Source organism: Marinobacter sp. P4B1 (assembly GCF_001447135.1).
GTDB classification, from domain to species: Bacteria; Pseudomonadota; Gammaproteobacteria; order Pseudomonadales; family Oleiphilaceae; genus Marinobacter; species Marinobacter vinifirmus.
Genome location: NZ_LLXM01000002.1, coordinates 98777 through 116179, shown reverse-complemented (window position 1 = coordinate 116179; position 17403 = coordinate 98777). Strand labels below are relative to the sequence as shown.

Below are 17403 nucleotides of genomic sequence, written 5' to 3'. Positions count from 1 at the left end.
TTGGAGGTTGACCCCGGCGCCCTCGACACCCCCGGCACGCCGCCCGAGGCCCTGGCGGCGCCGCTGTCGGGCTTTATCCGCCACCTGCAATCAGAAAAGCGGCACTCCGCGCGCACCTGCGATAATTACCAGCGTGACCTGCAGCGCCTGGCGCTCTGGCTGACAGGAGTCGGTTGCGATTGCTGGGCGGACCTGTCCGGCCACGACGTCCGCCGGTATGTCGCCCACCTCAGTAAAGGCGGCCTTGGCGGCCGCAGCATTGCCCGCCATCTATCTTCTATTCGTCGCTTCTACCAGTATCTGCTCAGGGAAGGCCTGGCCCGGGATAACCCGGCGCTGGATATCCGGGCTCCGAAAACCGGTCGCCGGTTGCCGAAAGTGGCCGATGTCGACCAGATCAACCAGTTGCTGGAAGTAAACCCGGACGATCCGCTGGAAGTCCGGGACCTGGCCATGTTCGAACTGATGTATTCCTCTGGCCTGCGGCTGGCAGAATTGGCCGGGCTTGACCTGCTCTCCCTGGACCTCAAAGGCCGGGAGGTGAGGGTGCTGGGTAAGGGGAACAAGGAGCGGATTCTGCCGGTAGGCGGCAAGGCGGTAACGGCCCTGAACAACTGGCTGGCAATGCGGTCGTCCCTGGCGCCGGAAGGCGAGCCCGCAGTGTTTGTCAGCCAGCGGGGTGACCGCCTGAGCCGGCGCAGCATCCAGGCCCGGCTGGCCCGCTGGGGTGTGTTGCAGGGGGCCGACCAGCGCCTGCACCCGCACCTGCTCCGGCACTCCTTTGCCAGCCACATGCTGGAATCCAGTGGTGACTTGCGGGCCGTGCAGGAATTGCTCGGCCATGCCGATATCGCAACCACCCAGGTGTATACCCACCTGGATTTTCAGCACCTGGCCAGGGTCTATGACCAGAGCCATCCCCGGGCCAGGCGCCGGCGCGGGGGGTCGGGTTCCGGCGAGAGTTGAAACCGGGCGTCAGTGCCTCAGCATGGCATCGAGCTCGTCAATGATTTCTGCCCAGTCACTGTCTTCTTCCAGGCCTTCCTCCAGGAAGTGGGACTGGGCCTCGGACCAGAACGGGGCATCCTGCAGTGCGATTTCCGAGGGCAGTGGCGAGTGACGGCCAATGAAGTCTTCGATGCTGGCTTTGTCTGCCGGCATGCCAAGTTGTTCGAACAGGGTGCTCAGGCTATGTTTGCTGGTGTCCATGGAAGTGCCCTCTGTGATGGGTTGGCAAAATGCAATGTACCCCGTTTACGGGTATGGTTTCCTGAAATGTAGTGGACCCGCCGAGGATATCCAGTGAAGTCTGTTTCACAGTTATTGTTCTGCCTGCTGTTTCTGGTATTTCAAGGGGCCGCGCTGGCAGATCCGCCACTGGCTGCGCCGGACCCGGTGCTGGGCGTGGAAGACCTGGAGTGGCTGGAGCAGCAGGACAGCTTCCGGGTGGGCATCCGCCACAGCCAGGTACCCCTGGTGTTCGATACCGGCGATGGCCCCCTGGCGGGTATCTGGATCGATTACCTGCAGCGGATTGAAAACAAGCTGGGGGTGCTGGTAGAGCCGGAACTCCTGGATGGCTCCGGTAACCAGCCCGAGCCGGATATCATCCTGACGACCCGCATTCCCGATGCCCCGGTGATTCCGGGCGTGCGCCATACGGCGCCGCTGATGTCGCTCACCTATGGGGTCTTTGTGAACGCCGGAGCGGCGGCAATCCGCGGCCCGTCAGACCTTGAAGGCAGCCGGGTGGCCATTGTCGGTGACGACCCCAACCAGTACCCGCTGCTGGACCCGGTGAACAACTTTACCCCGGTGCCGGCGGCCAATCTTGGCGAAGCTGTCAGCCTGCTGTTGTCGGGCAAGGCGGATGCGTTTCTGGGGCCGGTACCGGTGGTGTCTGACTACCTGGAATCGGCAATGATCAACGGCGTTGGCCTGTCCTTGCTGCTCGACCACCGGGAGGTGGATGTCGTGTTGCAGGTGCCCATCGAAGAAGCCAACCTGTTCCGGGTGTTCGACCGCGCCATTACCGCCCTCGGCCACCAGGAACATCGCAGCATCCGGCAGTCCTGGCTGCAGGCCAGCGCACCGGAGATGGACGCCGGTAACCAGTCCCTGAGCAGCTCCGAGCGGGCCTGGCTGAAAGCCAATCCCGGGCTGAAGGTGGGCGTCCGGTCAGACTGGCCGCCCTTCGAATTCCAGCAGGACGGCCGGCCCGCCGGGCTGGTGGTCGACCTGCTCAAGCGCCTGGAACAGGATCTGGACATCCGCTTCGAATATGTCCCGGTGGATAGCCGCAGTGCCTCGGAAGAACAGCTGAAATCCGGTGAAGTGGATATCCTGCCGGGCATGTCCCGAACACCCCGTACCGAGCAGGATTTCCTGTTTACCCGGGCCTATGTGAACGTGCCCATTGCCCTGGCGATTCGGGACACCGGGCGGTTTATCGGGGATTTGCGGGAGTTGCGTGACGAGCGGGTGGGGGTGGTCAATCGCCAGGCCAGCCATGATTACCTGTTGATCAATCATCCGAACCTGGATATTTATCCTCAGCAAACTGTGGAAGAAGGCTTGCTGGCGCTGTCTAACGGCGACCTGGACGTGATGGTGACCCACATCCCGGCGGTCAGTTACACCGTCGCCCGGTTGGGGCTGACCAATCTGCGTATTACCAGCATCACCCCGTACCAGTATGACCTGCGGTTAGCCGTGGGACAGTCGGCCCAGCAGCTGCACCGGATACTGAACAAGGCCCTGAGTGGTTTGCCGGCATCGGAAACCGAGGCGGTGTACAACCGCTGGATTCACCTGGATATCGAGCAGGAAGCCGACTACACCGTGGTGCGCCGGATTATCCTGATCGCCATCGTGGTGGTGCTGATCTTCCTGTACTGGAACCGAAAGCTGTCGCTGGAAGTCGACGAGCGGATCCGGTCCGAGAATGCCCTGAGGCGCAGTGAAGACGAGCTGCGGGCAGCCAAGTTGGAGGCGGAGCGGCTGGCGCGGCAGGCCGAAGCCGCAAGCCGCTCCAAAAGCGAATTCCTGGCTAATATGTCCCATGAAATCCGGACACCGATGAACGCGGTAATCGGCTACAGTGACCTGCTGTATAACTCGGTTACCGACCCCCAGCAACGTAACTACCTCAACGCCATTCGTGCCGGCAGCCGCAGCCTGCTGATGCTGATTAACGACATCCTGGATCTGTCCCGGATTGAAGCCGGCAAGATGCGCCTGGACTTTGGCCCCGTGTCGGTACGCCGGCTGTTGAGTGATGTCCGCCACATCTTCGATCTGCGCGCCACCGAGCAGGGCATTACCCTGGAAGTGAGCGTTGGCAAGAAAATGCCGGCGGCCATGATGCTGGATGAAACCCGGCTGCGGCAGGTGCTGTTCAACCTGGTGGGTAACGCCATCAAGTTCACCCACGAGGGTGGGGTCACCGTTCGGGCCGTGGCCAGCGAGCTTGACGAACCGGGCGGGGAAGACTCCGAAACCCGGTATTACCGGCTGGTGGTGACGGTGGCGGATACCGGCATTGGCATTGCACCAGACCAGCAGGAGCGCATTTTTGATGCCTTTGAACAGCAGGAAGGCCAGAGCTCCCGGCGTTACGGTGGCACCGGGCTGGGCCTGGCAATCAGCCGTAAACTGGTTGAGATGATGGGCGGCGAGCTGACGGTGGAGAGTGAGTCGGACGTGGGGTCGACCTTCTCGGTGGTATTGCCCCGGGTGGAGGCTACCGTTGAACAGGTGGAAGACGACGGTACGCCGAAAGAATCGGAGCGGTTACTGGCCCAGACCATGAGCATGCAGGAGCGGGGCTGGTTGCGGGAAAAACTGGCGGAAGACTTCGGCAACGAATGGCAAGATGTTCGCGAGAGTGGCGACCCGGAACAGATGAAAGACTTTGCCCTGAGAGTCGTCGAGTGGGGGCAGCGCTATCGGTCGCCGTCGGTGACCCAGTACGGTGAGAAGTTGCTGTCGGATGTGGAAGCCTTCAACCTGGATGCCGTTAACACCGCGCTGGAAGCCTTCCCGCGCCTGCTGGGCCAGAGCTGAGGCGGCTCTGGCTTACAGGCAGTCGAACTGGGACTGGCGGTCGAAGGCAACCGACACCATGTCGTAACCGGAATCCGACAATGAGCGGATCAGGTCGCGGTCTTTAAGCAGGGTCATGCAGACTTTGTGTACGCTGGCCTGAAGCTGTTCGCTGGCCGGCTCCTGGCCGGTGAAGCGGAAGTCCACCACCAGGTATTTGCGATCCACTGCCGCAAGTTCAGGAATGTCTTCCCGCTCGATGCTTTCAAAGCCGATGTAGGTGGCTTCGTTGTCCGCGAAAACGCCGCTCATCAGAACATCCAGGTTTTCTGCCTGAGCTGCGGGTGCCGTCAGTGCGATGACCGCGGCGGAAGCAAGGGATGGCAACAGGGCACGCATGGTTATTCTCCTTGGGTCGCGCCTTAAATCCGTGTAACGCAATGTAACAGATTATTAAGTTAGATTGTTGCAGAGGATTTGGCAATTTTCCTCAGGTACCCACCGGATTTTTCAATTGTTTGCAATCTGCAGGCATTTGCCGGGGCTCACCGGGCTGGTCTGTTCCGGCGATGGTTTTCAGCTATCATTGGCGCATTGGTCTGCGAAAAATAACGAGGCAAAACTATGTTCCAGCTTGTGTTCAAAGGGGAGTGCGTGCCGGGCACCGACCCTGCTGCGGTTCGCAATAACGCAAAGGCCCTGTTCAAGGCCAGTGTCGAGCAGCTCGACCGCATGTTCAGTGGTCAGCCGGTGGTTATCCGCAACAAGCTTGAGCAGGTACAGGCCGAAAAATACCAGGCGGTTCTGAAAAAGCATGGCATGGTGGCCTATGTGCAACCGATGGCCGGTGCAGCGCCATCCAGGCCGCAGCCCCGGCAGGAACCGGCACCGTCGGCACCGGAACGCCCCGCCAGCCCGGCGCCGGCAGCTACCGGTGCCGCGCAGGATGCTCCCGCCCGAACCGGTAAAGCGCCGGAACCGGAACCCGGTGACCGACTGCCCGTTGCCGGTGAAAAAGTGGATGACATCCTGGCCGGTTCCGGCCTGAGCCTGGACCCGCCCGGAGTCACGCTGGTGGAGCACCGGGAAGCGGAAGCCCCCATGTTTGAGCACCTGGACGACTGGACCCTGGCGCCACCCGGTACCGACCTTGGCGTAGACCGGGTGGTTCCGCCGCCGGTTGTGCCGGATATCTCCCACCTTTCCCTGGCCGACGATGACAAGAAAAAGCACTGATCGCCCGATCTTGAGCCCCCCGAAGCTGTTCGCCATTGCGCTGACGCTGCTGGCCATGCTGGCAGCGCCAGCTTGGGGCCAGTCGCGGCCCGAGGTTCGCCCCAAGGTGGGCCTTGTGCTCAGTGGCGGCGGCGCCAAGGGCATGGCCCATGTGGGAGTGTTGCGTGCGCTGGAAGAAATGAAGGTGCCGGTAGACCTGGTGGTGGGCACCAGCGCCGGCTCCGCCGTGGCGGCCCTGTATGCCTCCGGCATGCCGGTGGAGGAAATAGAACGCCGGTTTATCGAGCTGGACTGGCTATCCAGTTTCCGGGACGACCCCGGCCGGGCCTACAAGCCGGTCCGGCGCAAGCAGGATGACTGGCGTTTGCCGCTGGCCCCCGGCCTGGGGGTGAGCATGGACGGTATCCGGCTGGGTGGCGGCCTGGTGACCGGCCAGAATCTGGGCTTTATCCTGAGCGAACTCACCCGCAATGCCGCGCTGGTGGAGGATTTCGATGAGCTTTCGATCCCGTTCCGGGCGGTGGCCACCGACCTGGAAACCGGGGTGGAAGTGGTGATCGGCAGTGGCGACCTGGCGGAAGCCATCCGGGCCAGTATGAGCATACCGGGAGTCTACGCGCCGGTAGAACGGAGCGGCCGGCTGCTGGTAGACGGTGGTGTAGCCAACAACCTGCCGGTTAGCGTGGCCCGGGACATGGGCGCCGATATCATCATTGCCGTGGATATCACCGACCCGCTGCTGACCAACGAGGAAATGCAGGAAGCCTTTTCGGTGGTTGGCCAGCTGACCACCATGATGACCCGCCGTAATACCGACGATCAGCTGGCCCGGCTGACCGACAGCGACATACTCATCCGGCCGGACCTGGAAGGGCACTCCTCTGCCGACTTTTTTGACGGCCCGGTACTGTTCGAGCTGGGCGCGACCGCTGCCCGCGAACATGCGGTGGCGCTGAACCGGCTGGCGGTTTCCGGCCCGGCCTGGCAGGCCTGGCGGGATTCGGTCGAAGGCGGCATGTGGCAGCCGGGGCCGATCGCCCGGATCGAGTTCACACAGGGTGACCGCCTGGCCAGTGAATTCCTGCGCGAGCGGATTCACCAGCAAGCCGGTGAGCCACTGGATGTCGAACAGCTGGAAGATGACCTGAAACGCATCTACGGCCTCGGCTATTACGAGACAGTGTCCTGGTCGATGCGCCCGTCTGAAGAGGGACCGGTGCTGATGGTGCGGGCCCGGGAGAAAAGCTGGGGGCCGAACTACCTGTCGTTTGGCCTGAACTACGAAGACAACTTTGACGGCGACACCCGTTTTAACCTGGCCGCGGGCCTGCGTATGACCGAACTGAACCAGCTGGGGGCCGAGTGGCAGACTGCCCTGCAGCTGGGGACCCAGCCCTGGGTGCGCACCCAGTGGTACCAGCCGCTGGATTACGGCTATGACCGGTTCGCGGTGCTGGGCGTGGAATACCGCCAGGATGATTACAGCGTGTACCAGGATGGCGAGCGGATTGCCGAGATTGATGTAGGCTTCCGCCAGATAGACCTGGCAGTAGGTATGGAGCTGGGCCGCAACGGTGAGGTGCGCCTGGGCTACGTGCGCGGGCTGGCGTCAGTGGATGATGAGTTGGGTGCGTCGGTGGCACCTTCCAGCCATGTTCATCAGGGCTACGCCAGTGTGCAGTTGGTTCACGACTCCCTGAGCGATACCTTTTACCCGAAATCCGGTGCCTTTGCTGGTATCCGGGGCCGTTTTGAGCGAGACGGGCTGGGTTCTGACCGGGAGTTCGATTCGGTGACCGGCATGCTCCTGGGCACCGGCACCTGGGGCCGGTTCAACCTCACCGGCCTGGCGTACACCCGGCAGGTGGTCAGTGGTGAGCCGGGTATCGAGAATGCGGCCCGCCTGGGTGGCTTCCGGCAGCTGTCGGCCTATGCGCCGGGTGAAATCACCGGTAACGATGCGGCACTATTGTCGGCCTATGCCCGGCGGGAATTCGGCGGGCCGGTGATGCCTTGGTTCGCCGGCGTGGGCTTTGAAACCGGTAACGCCTGGGACACCATGGACGATGCCCGCTGGTCTGGCCTGGTACGATCCTGGAGCCTGTTTGCCGGGGTGAATACCTTCCTGGGCCCGGTGCAGCTGGCCGGCGCCTATAATAATGAAGATGACTGGACCGCCTACTTGAACATCGGCTTCTCGTTTACCCAGCTGTTCTACTGATCCAGCGCCGCCAGTACCTGGTCGCTTTGCTGTTGTGCGTAGCTGTGCAGCAGCGAAGCCAGGGCCTCTTCGTCCCGGTCACGAATGGCCTGGATCGATTCTTCCATATGCTTCAGGTTGTCTTCCAGAACCTGCTTCCCGCCCTGGCGGAAGGCTACAAACGCGCAGCGCTTGGCCGATGGCCACAGGTCTTCAATGGCAGAGACAATAAAGTAGTTGTCTGCGTAGGCCAGCGAGGCCTTGGTGTACTCGATGCCCAGCTCCAGGAACGCCATCAGGTCGTTGTTCTGGTAGCAAGCCTGCATCTGGCTGTGCAGTGATTCCAGCCGGGCCATGTCTTCGGGCTGCCACTGCCGTACCAGTTTGCGGCCGGTGTGGGTCAGGTACAGCTCCAGGGTTTCGTACAGGCTTCTGACGAAGTGCTCGTCCAGCGGGGTTACGAAGGCGCCTTTGCGGGGTACGTTCCTGACCAGGTGGCGTTTTTCCAGAAGCAGCAGGCCTTCGCGGATGGAGCCGTGGCTTACGTCCATTTCCTTGGCCATGGCGCTTTCGTAGATGCGCTCGCCGGAACGGAGCTGGCCAAAGGCAATCAGGTTTTCAATGTGGCGGGCGACCTGCTCGGTCAGGGTCTCACGGGGTTTGAATGCGGTCATGGAGTATCGGTTGTTGTCTTGCCGGTTTTCGGGCGGTCATATTGGCACAAGCCTGCACTGAGAACCAGTTCAAAGAAGCGGTGCCAGCAACCGTACGGCACGACAGCCCAGGCGGAACGGAAGTGAGCGGTCCTGGTAGTCGCTTTCGGTCATCAGCCGGCACTGTTTCAGGTCGTCTTCCAGCATCTGCTCTACCTGCCCGATGAACTCCGGGTGGGTGTTAATGGCCATGATCTCGAAGTTCAGGCGCATGGAGCGGTTATCCATGTTGGCAGTGCCCAGGGCCGCATAGCGGTCGTCCACCAGTACCACCTTCTGGTGCATGAAGCCCGGCTGGTAACGATAGATGCCGATGCCGGCCTGGCTGGCCTGCACCAGGTAGGAATAGGCCGCTACCCGGATCAGCGGGCTGTCGGATTTCTCCGGAATCAGGATGCGTACATCCACGCCACGCAGTGCCGCCAGCTGCAGCGCGTTCATGATCTGGAAATCCGGCACGAAGTAGGGCGAGGCGATCCACAGGCGGGTTCGGGCGTTGTTGATGCAGTTCAGGAAAAACAGGGTGCAGGTTTCCCAGGTGTCGGCCGGGCCGGAGGGCAGTACCAGCACTTCCTGCTGCCCCGGAGGTGGCTCTGCCGGCGCCCATTCCAGCTCGGGGCGGTCGTTGCTGGCCCAGTTCCAGTCTTCCAGCCAGGCCAGTTGCAGGCCGATGACCGCCGGCCCGTCGATACGGCAGTGGGTATCCCGCCAGGGCTCCTGGTCCATGGCAGTTCCCAGGTATTCGTCGCCCAGGTTGATGCCACCGACAAAGCCGGTGTGGCCGTCACACACCAGCAGCTTGCGATGGTTGCGGAAGTTGATCTGGAAGCGCCGGCGGCGGATGTTGCCGTCGCCAAAGGAGGCAACCCGTGCCCCGGCGGCGCTCAGTTCGTTGAGCCAGCGGCGGGACAGGGAGACGCTGCCGATGTCATCGTACAGAAACCACACCGACACACCTTCCGCCAGCTTGCGCTCCAGGATTTCCTTGATCCGATGGCCCACCTTATCGGAGCGCACCATGTAAAACTCCAGCAGAATGTAGCGGGAGGCCTGTTCCATGGCTTCGAACAGGGCCTCGAAGGTGGCCTCGCCATCCCGCAGCAGTGTGCAACGGTTACCGCTGGTAAACGGCTGCCGGCTGAGTTTGCACAGCACCTGCAGTTCATCGCTGAAGTGCCGGTCGCCGGGCTTGGCAATCGACGTACTCTGGTTCTCAAAGGTATCCAGCAGGTCAGACAAATCCTTGTTGCCCATGCGCCGGGCCTTTACGTAGCCGCCAAAGCGGATACGCCCGAACAGCAGGAACGCCGGCACGGCCAGGTAGGGCAGGCCCAGCAGGGCAATAATCCAGGCAATGGCGCCCTGGGAGGTACGGTAGGTCAGCAGAATGCGATAGATGCAGGCGATGGCGGCCAGGTACAGCAACGCCAGTGGGATAGCGAGCCAGGACAGGGTATCACCGGTCATGCGCTTGCCTCCTGGTGCCTGGCCCGGTATTGCGCAGGCGCCATGCCGGTCCAGCGCTTGAAGGCGCGGCTGAAGGCGCTGAGTTCGGAGAACCCGAGCAGGAAAGCAATTTCGCCCAGGGCATATTGATCGTCGGCAACATAGCGCAGCGCCTTGTCTTTGCGGACCTGTTCCACCAGGTCGTGGAAGCTCAGGCCTTCTTTTTTCAGCCTGCGGTACAGGGTTTGCCGGCTCATGTGGCATTGCCTGGCCAGGGTGTCGGCGTCAATACGGTCGGTCGCCATTTGCCGGGAGATCAGCCGGCGTACTTTGCGGCTGAATGACCGGCGGGTTTGCAGCCGGGCCAGTACGGCGTTTACCTGTTTCAGTACCGCCGAATACACATAGGGGTTGCGGTGCGGAATGCGGTGCCCCAGGTGCTTGCTGGCAAAGGCCATGCGGGTAATGCCACAGCCGAACAGGACCTGGCCGCCGAACAGCTTCTGGTATTCCGCGGCGTAATCCGGTTCCGGGTGGGCAATTTCCACCCAGTCTGCCTCGATGCCCCGATGAATAAAGTGCCGGGTGCGGCACAGGGCGGCGGCCAGGGTGCGGTCCATGTCCTGCCGGCAGTAGTGGGCCGGGTTATCCGGTTGCCAGGTCAGAATGGCCTGCTCCGGCGTCTGCTCGAAGCTGAGCGTCACCGATTCATTGATCAGCCGGTGCAGCCGTACGTATTGGACAACAGCTTCTCCCAGGGTGTCGCAATTGAAGAAGACATGGCCTACCAGCCCCATGCGTTCCGGGTCGATCACCTGGCCGGCGTGCAGGCCCACGCCGGGGTCTGCGGTCAGTTGCTCGGCCAGTTCCCATAGCTGGTAGTGAATGCCGGCGGGAATGCGCAGGTCCGGGTCATCCAGTTCTTCCAGGCGCACGCCTGCGATGTCTTCCACCCGGGCACGGTCCAGCAGCCCCCGTTTTTCGAGGTAATGCACCAGCGCAAGGGTGCTGGAGGCCGCCACATGGGGCGTTGTTGCTGGATCCGCTTGGGGATGCATGGTATTCGCTGGCTCCGCGGTTCGGTTCAGGCTGATACAAAATGTCAAACGATTGGCACAGCTGGTCAACGGGTATCAACACCTTAAACGATAGCATGTGTGGCATCAGGTTGAAGTAGCCTTAACGCCAATTGGAGGTGTTGTATGACACAGGAAATCTTTGTTCCCCGTACCCAGAGCGAGCGCGAAAACATTGTGGCGCTGGCTGAGTATCTGGACAGCATCTTCTATTGCTGATTTCTCAGTCGTAATGTCTGTGACCATTTAGCCGGGCCTTTGCCCGGTTTTTTTCTGCCTGAAATTCCCCTTGCCCCGTGCACTGGCGGTGGTAGTGTATCCGGTTCATTCAGATAACCGGAGGTTGCCTGCGTATGGGCGTTGAACTGAATCACCGTATTTCCGGCCAGGGAGAGCCGCTGATCCTGTTGCACGGATTGTTCGGATCCCTCGAGAACCTGGGCGGCATTGCCCGCCGGCTGGAAGATAACTGGCAGATTCACGCGCTGGACGAGCGCAACCACGGCAGTTCTCCCCACAGTGATGAAATGAACTATCCGGCCATGGCCGCCGATATCATCGCCTACATGGATGCCCAGGGGCTGGGTCAGGCCACTATTCTGGGCCACTCCATGGGTGGAAAGGTGGCCATGCAGGTGGCCCTGAGTTATCCGCAGCGGGTGAAAGCCATCATCGTGGCGGACATTGCCCCGGTGACCTACCACCCCCGCCATGACGACATCCTCGAAGGTATGAAAAGCCTCGACCTGAACGGGGTCAAATCCCGCAAACAGGCAGACGAGCGGCTGGCAGAATTCGTGGAAATCCCCGGTGTGCGCCAGTTCCTGCTCAAGAACCTGGAGCGTATTCCGGCCGAAGAACAGACCGACAGCGATATCATCTTCCGCTGGCGCCTGAACCTGCCGGTGATCGATGCCTGCTACCAGAACCTGGCGGACGCACCGGAAGGTGATGGCCCGTTTGAAGGGCCGGTGCTCTTTATCAAGGGCGCAGACTCCGCCTACATCCAGGAAAAACACCAGGACACCATCCGCCGCTTGTTTCCGAACGCCGAACTGAAAATTATCGAAGGCACCGGCCATTGGCTGCACGCCGAAAAAGCCGATACCTTCGCCACCCTGTGCCGGCGGTTTCTGGAGCAGTAAGGTGTGACGCGGCCATTGCCGGCAACCGGTGGATGTCTGCTAAGGTGAGTGGTCCCAAACGAAGAATCATAAAACGGATCGGGCGTGCATGATGAAATGGTTACTGACCGGACTATTGGTGCTCTTTGTGTTGGTGGGCAGCTTTCTGCTGACACCATCCCCTGTCGACAGCAAGGCCTGGGAGCCGCCCGAGCCTCCGGCCCTGACCGGAATCCTGGCGCCTAATAACCAGCTGCGACAGGCCGATCTGCTGGCCCGGGGCCAGGTGTACGGCCCGGAAGACACCACGGTGGATGCCAACGGCGTGCTCTATACCGGCACCCAGGACGGCAAAATCGTTCGGGTATTTCCTGACGGCCGGGTGGAAACCTGGCTGCAGACCGAAGGCCGGCCACTGGGCATGGTGTTTGACCGCCAGGGTAACCTGATTGTGGCGGATGCCTGGAAGGGCTTGCTGTCGATAGCGCCGGACGGTGAGATTACCGTGCTCACCCGGGAGGCGGAAGGCACACCGTTCCGGTTCACCGACGATGTGGTTGTCGCCACGGATGGTCGTATCTACTTTACCGATGCCAGCTCCCGCTTCCGCCAGCCGGATTACATCCTGGACCTGCTGGAAATGCGGCCCCACGGTCGCTTGCTGCGCTACAACCCGAAAACCCGCAGAACCGAAGTACTGCTGCGTAACCTGTATTTTGCCAATGGCGTGGCGGTATCTCCGGATGGTGACTACCTGCTGGTAAACGAAACCTGGAAATACCGCATCCTGAAATACTGGATCAACGGCCCGAAAGCCGGCCGTACCGAAGTGTTTGCAGACAACCTGCCCGGTTTCCCGGACAACCTGGCCGTGGATGAACGGGGCCGTTACTGGGTTGCCTTCCCGACCCTGCGTAACCCCCAGGTGGACGCCATGCACCGCCGGCCCTGGATGAAGAACCTGGTTGCTCGCCTGCCTGCCGGCTTCCAGCCCGAGCCGGAGGAATACGGCCTGGTAGTGGCCTTTGATGACCGCGGCCGTATGCTCACCAGCCTGCACGACACGACCGGCAGCCATTTGCAGGAAATCACCTCGGTGAACCCGCACAACGGCTTTCTATACTTTGGTTCACTTCACAATGACCGCATCGGCCGGCTACCTTTGCAGGCTATTTCCGGTCTGGGGGAGCAGCCTTGAGCGATGAAACAGCCTTGAGCGATGAAACAGCCATGAGCGAATCAGAAGCACACAACTGGGATCTGCCGGATCCGTTCATCCTGCCCATCACCGTGCGGGAAGAAGACACCGACCGCCTCGGCCACGCCAATAACGTGGTATACGTGCGCTGGATGGAAGACGTCAGCTGGGCCCACATCGAAAGCCTGGGGATGACCTGGGCCCTGCACGAAGAAACCGGCAAGGCCATGGCCATCACCCACACCGAGGTGGATTACCTGTTGTCTGCCAATGCCGGCGACGAGCTGGTGCTGGGTACCTGGCTGACGGACTGGGACGGCCGGTTCCGCTCGGCCCGTCAGTTCCAGCTGATTCGCGTGGCCGATGGCAAAACCCTGCTGCGGGGGCTTTCAACCCATGCCTGCGTGGATATGAAGAGCCAGCGGCCGTCCCGGGCACCGAAAGCCTTTGCCGAAATCCTCTCCGGTGCCCTGGTGCCGGGTGGTCGTGGTTTGCCCCTATAAAGCCCGCCGGGTGAAATTCTGCTAGTCTGAAGCTGAAACTGCGCGCCTGTTCAGGCGCTTGACTCATTGTTGTCTGGAGACACCCATGGAATCCTCTGAAGCAACTGACGCTGTGCCGATGCGCCACGTGGTCTATGACCGGTTTGGGGGCAGTGATGTTCTGCAGGTAACGGAGTCTCCGGTACCTGTGCCCGCCGGAGGCGAAGTGTTGATTCGAGTCCACGGCGCCGGCCTGAACCCCATCGACTGGAAAACCCGCAAAGGCCTGGGCTTTGTCGCCACTCAGATCGAAGGCCGCATGCCGTGGACCCCGGGCTACGATGCCGCCGGTGAGGTAGTGGCCGTGGCTGATGACGTGACCACCCTGGCTCCAGGGGACCGGGTGATGGGCATGATCGGCTTTGCCGAATCTGGCGGGGCCTATGCCCAGTATGCCGTGGCCCGGGCTGACGAACTGGCCATCGTGCCGGAAGAGCTGGACCTGGTTACCGCAGGGGGCGTGCCGCTGGCGGCGCTGACGGCCTGGCAGGCGTTGTTTGAAGTGGCCGGGCTGGAGTCCGGGCAGAAGATTCTGATCCACGCCGGGGCTGGAGGCGTTGGCCACTTTGCCGTGCAGTTCGCCCTGGAACGCGGTGCCCATGTGATTGCCACAGCGTCTGCGAGTAACCGGGATTTCCTGGCCGAGCTGGGCGTGCATGAAGTGATTGATTACCACACCACCGACATTGCGGACGAGTGCTACGGACTGGATGTGGTGCTGGATTTGATCGGTGGTGAAACCGGCAAGCGGTCATTGCAGACCCTGTCGGAATCCGGTGTGCTGGTGACCATTCCCACGGTGACCGCCGATGAGGTGGTCAGTGCCGCGGAAGCCATGGGCGTAAGAGCCCATGGTATGAAAACCCGGCCGGACGTTTTCCACTTGGAAGAAATTGCCGAGCTGATCGAAGACGGCGATGTGCGGGTGCACGTTGACCGGGTATTCCCGCTCGAGCAGGCCCGCGACGCCCACGACCTGCTGGAAGCAGGCCACGTGCGGGGCAAGCTGGTGCTCGACTGCCGCTGATCTGTCCCCGCTGGATTCAGCAGGCCGTCAGGCCTGCTGCTCTTCGTTGCTGGCGGGTTTCTGGTCGCCGGTATCGGATGCCCGCTCTTTCCGTTCTTTCTGGGGCTGTGGTGGCACCAGGCTGATCAGAACCCAGTCGTCTTCCGGTTCCAGGTCATCCATCGCTTTCACCGGATGTATGTGTTCCCTCCCGTCCATCACAAACAGCACCAGGGCTTCGTTCTGGTACTGGTTCAGGAACTGCTCGTAACTGAACTCCTCGCTCAGCTGGGTGGTCTTCACCGTATAGCCCTGGCTCACCAGGCTGGCCAGCTTGGCATAGCTCACACCGTCAAACAGACCCCGGGTCTGCTGTACCTTGCCGGCGGTTTGCAGGCGGGCGCGCTGGTCCTGGTCGCCTTCTGTCAACCCGAATACCGAGTGCTCCCCGAACCAGTCCAGGAAGTGATAAGTGGCCAGGCTGTTCATCTGTTTGTACGGCGACAGGATCAGCAGGTTGCCGATGCCGGTCAGGTCCATATGTTTTGCAGCATGTTCCGAGGCCGGGTTGCCGAAATACACCGGCAGGTTCTCCATGCGGGCCTGGCGCACGTTTTCCCAGTTGGTATCGGTCAGCATGGCCGGAATTTCGTGTTTTTTCAGGGCCTGGGCAATCAGGCGGGCTACCGGGTTGGCACCCAGAATCAGGAAGCCATGGGCCGGCGGTTCCTGTACGCCCAGCAGCTTGGCGACCGGCCGTGCCGTCAGGCTCTGGATCACCACCGTGGTAATGATCAGCATGAACACCAACGGCACCAGCACGCCGGCGCTCTCATAGCCGATCCGTTCCAGCTGGAAAGCGAACAGGGCGGAGACAGCAGCTGCCACGATACCCCGGGGCGCAATCCAGCTCAGGTAAAGTTTGTCTCGCCATGTGAGGGACGTACCGATGGCCGACAGAAAGATACTGGCAGGCCGGGCCACCAGCATCAGGCAGGCCAGCACTGCCACCAGGCCCCAGCCCAGGTCGGCAATGGCGGTAAATTCTACCCGGGCGGCAAGGATGATAAACAGGGCCGAGATCAGCAGTACGCTGAGGGATTCCTTGAACTCCAGGATGCTGTCGATCGGCACCTGTTTCATGTTGGCCATCCAGATGCCCATTACCGTCACGGTCAACAGGCCGGACTCATGGGCCATCTCGTTGGAAATGGCAAACACACCGAGCATGAAGGTCAGCGTGCCGGCATTGTGCAGGTACTGGGGAATCCAGTGCTTGCGAAGCACCAGGCCATTCAGGTAACCGGCTGCCGCGCCGATCAGGAAACCCACCAGCAGGGTTTTGCCGAAAATATACAGGGAGTGGCTGAAGACATTGCCCTGGCCCCAGGACACAATTCCTTCGAACACCAGCACCGCCAGCAGGGCGCCGACCGGGTCAATGATAATGCCTTCCCAGGTCAGGATATTGGCCAGCTTGGAGGTGGGCCGCACCGCCCGTAGCAGCGGTGCAATCACCGTTGGCCCGGTTACCACGGAAATGGCGCCAAACAACAGGGCCACTTCCCAGGACACCTCCAGGATCCAGCGGGCGGCCAGGGTGCCGATAATGCAGGTAACAATGGTGCCGACCGGGATCAGGTTGCGCACCATCTTGCCGTGGCCTTTGATTTCCTCGTACCGGAGCGTCAGGCTGCCTTCGAACAGAATGATGGCCACCGCCAGCGAAATCATCGGAAACAGGATGTCGCCAAAAATATCTTCCGGATGCAGAAAGCCTGTCACCGGGCCGGCGATGATGCCGCCAGCGAGCAGAAACAGGATGGCCGGCATGCGTACCCGCCAGGCAGCCCATTGGCAAATCAGGGAGGTAAGGCCGATACCTGCGAGGATCAGGGTGGTACTAATGGCCATAAGCGGGTTCCGGTTGGTTAATTAAAGGTTGGCTTTGCGTGCAATTCTGTTCAGCAGCCGGGACGCGGCAAAGAATCCGAAGCTGGCGGTTACCGGGCTGGCGGCGCCAAAACCCGAGGCACAATCCAGCCTTACCGGGCCGTCTGTGGCGGGCTTCTGCAGGCACACTTCACCATCGGCCGCCGGATAAGTTAGCTGCTCCAGAGAGTATACGGCCTCAATGCCAAAACGCCGCTTGGGATTTCGTGAAAAGCCGTATTCCCGACGCAGCATATTACGAACCTTGGCCAGCAATGGATCCTGGGTGGTCTTGCTCAGGTCCGCCACCTGGATCTGGGTCGGGTCCATCTGGCCACCGGCACCGCCGGCACAGACAATCGGAATCTTGCGCCTCTGGCAGTGGGCAATCAGCGCCGCCTTGGCCTTCACGCTGTCGATAGCATCCACCACCGCGGTCATGTCTTCGGTAATCAGTTCGGCCACGTTTTTAGCGGTCAGAAAACCAAAATGCACCCGGATATCCGCCTGAGGATTGATGGCCCGCAGCCGCTCAGCCATGGCATCGGTCTTGGTGCGGCCATACTGGCCCTGAAGCGCGTGCAACTGGCGGTTGGTGTTGGAGACACAGATGTCGTCCATATCGATCAGGGTAATCGTGCCAATGCCACTGCGCGCCAGGGATTCCGCCGCCCAGGAACCCACGCCGCCGAGGCCGACAATGGCGATGTGGGCATTGCGGAAAGCGTTCAGGGCTTTGCGGCCATAGAGGCGCTCTATGCCGCCGAAGCGGAAAGCGTAGTCGTCGGTCGGCGGGACATGTGAATTCATTCGCGGCTCTTAGCTGGTCACCTGGGTAAGAAGGGTTGGATGCTGCTGAATTGTAACGCAGTGCCTGCGACCGGGG

The 17403-nt window shown here is 61.4% G+C and carries 15 protein-coding genes; 8 read left to right on the top strand and 7 right to left on the bottom strand.

Annotated features, from left to right (window positions below; all coding sequences use genetic code 11):
- Entirely contained in the window at positions 1–966 is a 966-nt protein-coding gene (gene xerC / locus AQ621_RS01380) for a tyrosine recombinase XerC (protein ID WP_173637023.1), read from the top strand.
- Positions 967–975: 9 nt separating this feature from the next.
- Here the strand turns inward: xerC and AQ621_RS01375 are convergent, their stop codons facing one another.
- Positions 976–1209 (bottom strand): DUF2789 domain-containing protein, encoded by a 234-nt coding sequence (locus AQ621_RS01375; RefSeq protein WP_022987559.1) that lies wholly within the window; start codon positions 1207–1209, stop codon positions 976–978.
- 93 nt (positions 1210–1302) lie between these two features.
- Between AQ621_RS01375 and AQ621_RS01370 the strand changes: the two genes are divergently transcribed.
- Positions 1303–4065 (top strand): ATP-binding protein, encoded by a 2763-nt coding sequence (locus tag AQ621_RS01370; RefSeq protein WP_058339951.1) that lies wholly within the window; start codon positions 1303–1305, stop codon positions 4063–4065.
- Between the two features lie 12 nt (positions 4066–4077).
- Here the strand turns inward: AQ621_RS01370 and AQ621_RS01365 are convergent, their stop codons facing one another.
- The gene (locus AQ621_RS01365; protein ID WP_058339950.1) at positions 4078–4443 is read right to left on the bottom strand and encodes a hypothetical protein; all 366 of its coding nucleotides are present in this window, start codon (positions 4441–4443) and stop codon (positions 4078–4080) included.
- Between the two features lie 225 nt (positions 4444–4668).
- Between AQ621_RS01365 and AQ621_RS01360 the strand changes: the two genes are divergently transcribed.
- Both AQ621_RS01360 and AQ621_RS01355 read left to right on the top strand, forming a co-directional pair.
- On the top strand, positions 4669–5280 hold the full coding sequence (locus AQ621_RS01360; RefSeq protein ID WP_058339949.1) for a hypothetical protein: 612 nt from the start codon (positions 4669–4671) through the stop codon (positions 5278–5280).
- On the top strand, positions 5261–7501 hold the full coding sequence (locus AQ621_RS01355) for a patatin-like phospholipase family protein (protein ID WP_058339948.1): 2241 nt from the start codon (positions 5261–5263) through the stop codon (positions 7499–7501). The genes AQ621_RS01360 and AQ621_RS01355 overlap by 20 nt, the downstream gene beginning before the upstream one ends.
- Here AQ621_RS01355 and AQ621_RS01350 read toward each other — a convergent pair.
- From AQ621_RS01350 to AQ621_RS01340, 3 genes are all read right to left on the bottom strand, one after another.
- On the bottom strand, positions 7495–8154 hold the full coding sequence (locus AQ621_RS01350) for a GntR family transcriptional regulator (protein WP_058339947.1): 660 nt from the start codon (positions 8152–8154) through the stop codon (positions 7495–7497). The two genes, AQ621_RS01355 and AQ621_RS01350, sit on opposite strands and share 7 nt — an antisense overlap.
- Before the next feature lie 69 nt (positions 8155–8223).
- Positions 8224–9660, bottom strand: coding sequence for a cardiolipin synthase (cls, locus tag AQ621_RS01345; RefSeq protein ID WP_058339946.1), 1437 nt, complete (start codon positions 9658–9660; stop codon positions 8224–8226).
- On the bottom strand, positions 9657–10697 hold the full coding sequence (locus tag AQ621_RS01340) for an AraC family transcriptional regulator (RefSeq protein ID WP_058339945.1): 1041 nt from the start codon (positions 10695–10697) through the stop codon (positions 9657–9659). The genes cls and AQ621_RS01340 overlap by 4 nt, the downstream gene beginning before the upstream one ends.
- A gap of 371 nt (positions 10698–11068) precedes the next feature.
- Between AQ621_RS01340 and AQ621_RS01335 the strand changes: the two genes are divergently transcribed.
- The 4 genes from AQ621_RS01335 (at position 11069) to AQ621_RS01320 (ending at position 14606) form a co-directional block, all read left to right on the top strand.
- Positions 11069–11860, top strand: a complete 792-nt coding sequence (locus AQ621_RS01335; RefSeq protein WP_058339944.1) for an alpha/beta fold hydrolase — start codon at positions 11069–11071, stop codon at positions 11858–11860.
- Positions 11861–11951: 91 nt separating this feature from the next.
- Positions 11952–13037, top strand: coding sequence for an SMP-30/gluconolactonase/LRE family protein (locus tag AQ621_RS01330; RefSeq protein WP_058340014.1), 1086 nt, complete (start codon positions 11952–11954; stop codon positions 13035–13037).
- Between the two features lie 32 nt (positions 13038–13069).
- The gene (locus tag AQ621_RS01325; protein WP_036218660.1) at positions 13070–13540 is read left to right on the top strand and encodes an acyl-CoA thioesterase; all 471 of its coding nucleotides are present in this window, start codon (positions 13070–13072) and stop codon (positions 13538–13540) included.
- Between the two features lie 85 nt (positions 13541–13625).
- Positions 13626–14606 carry an NADP-dependent oxidoreductase gene (locus AQ621_RS01320; protein WP_022987571.1) on the top strand — a complete coding sequence of 327 codons (981 nt, stop codon included), beginning with the start codon at positions 13626–13628 and terminating at the stop codon, positions 14604–14606.
- Positions 14607–14633: 27 nt separating this feature from the next.
- Here AQ621_RS01320 and AQ621_RS01315 read toward each other — a convergent pair whose 3' ends face one another.
- The gene (locus AQ621_RS01315) at positions 14634–16499 is read right to left on the bottom strand and encodes a cation:proton antiporter (RefSeq protein ID WP_058339943.1); all 1866 of its coding nucleotides are present in this window, start codon (positions 16497–16499) and stop codon (positions 14634–14636) included.
- A gap of 21 nt (positions 16500–16520) precedes the next feature.
- Positions 16521–17327, bottom strand: coding sequence for a tRNA cyclic N6-threonylcarbamoyladenosine(37) synthase TcdA (gene tcdA / locus AQ621_RS01310; protein WP_058339942.1), 807 nt, complete (start codon positions 17325–17327; stop codon positions 16521–16523).
- Positions 17328–17403: the final 76 nt, after the last annotated feature.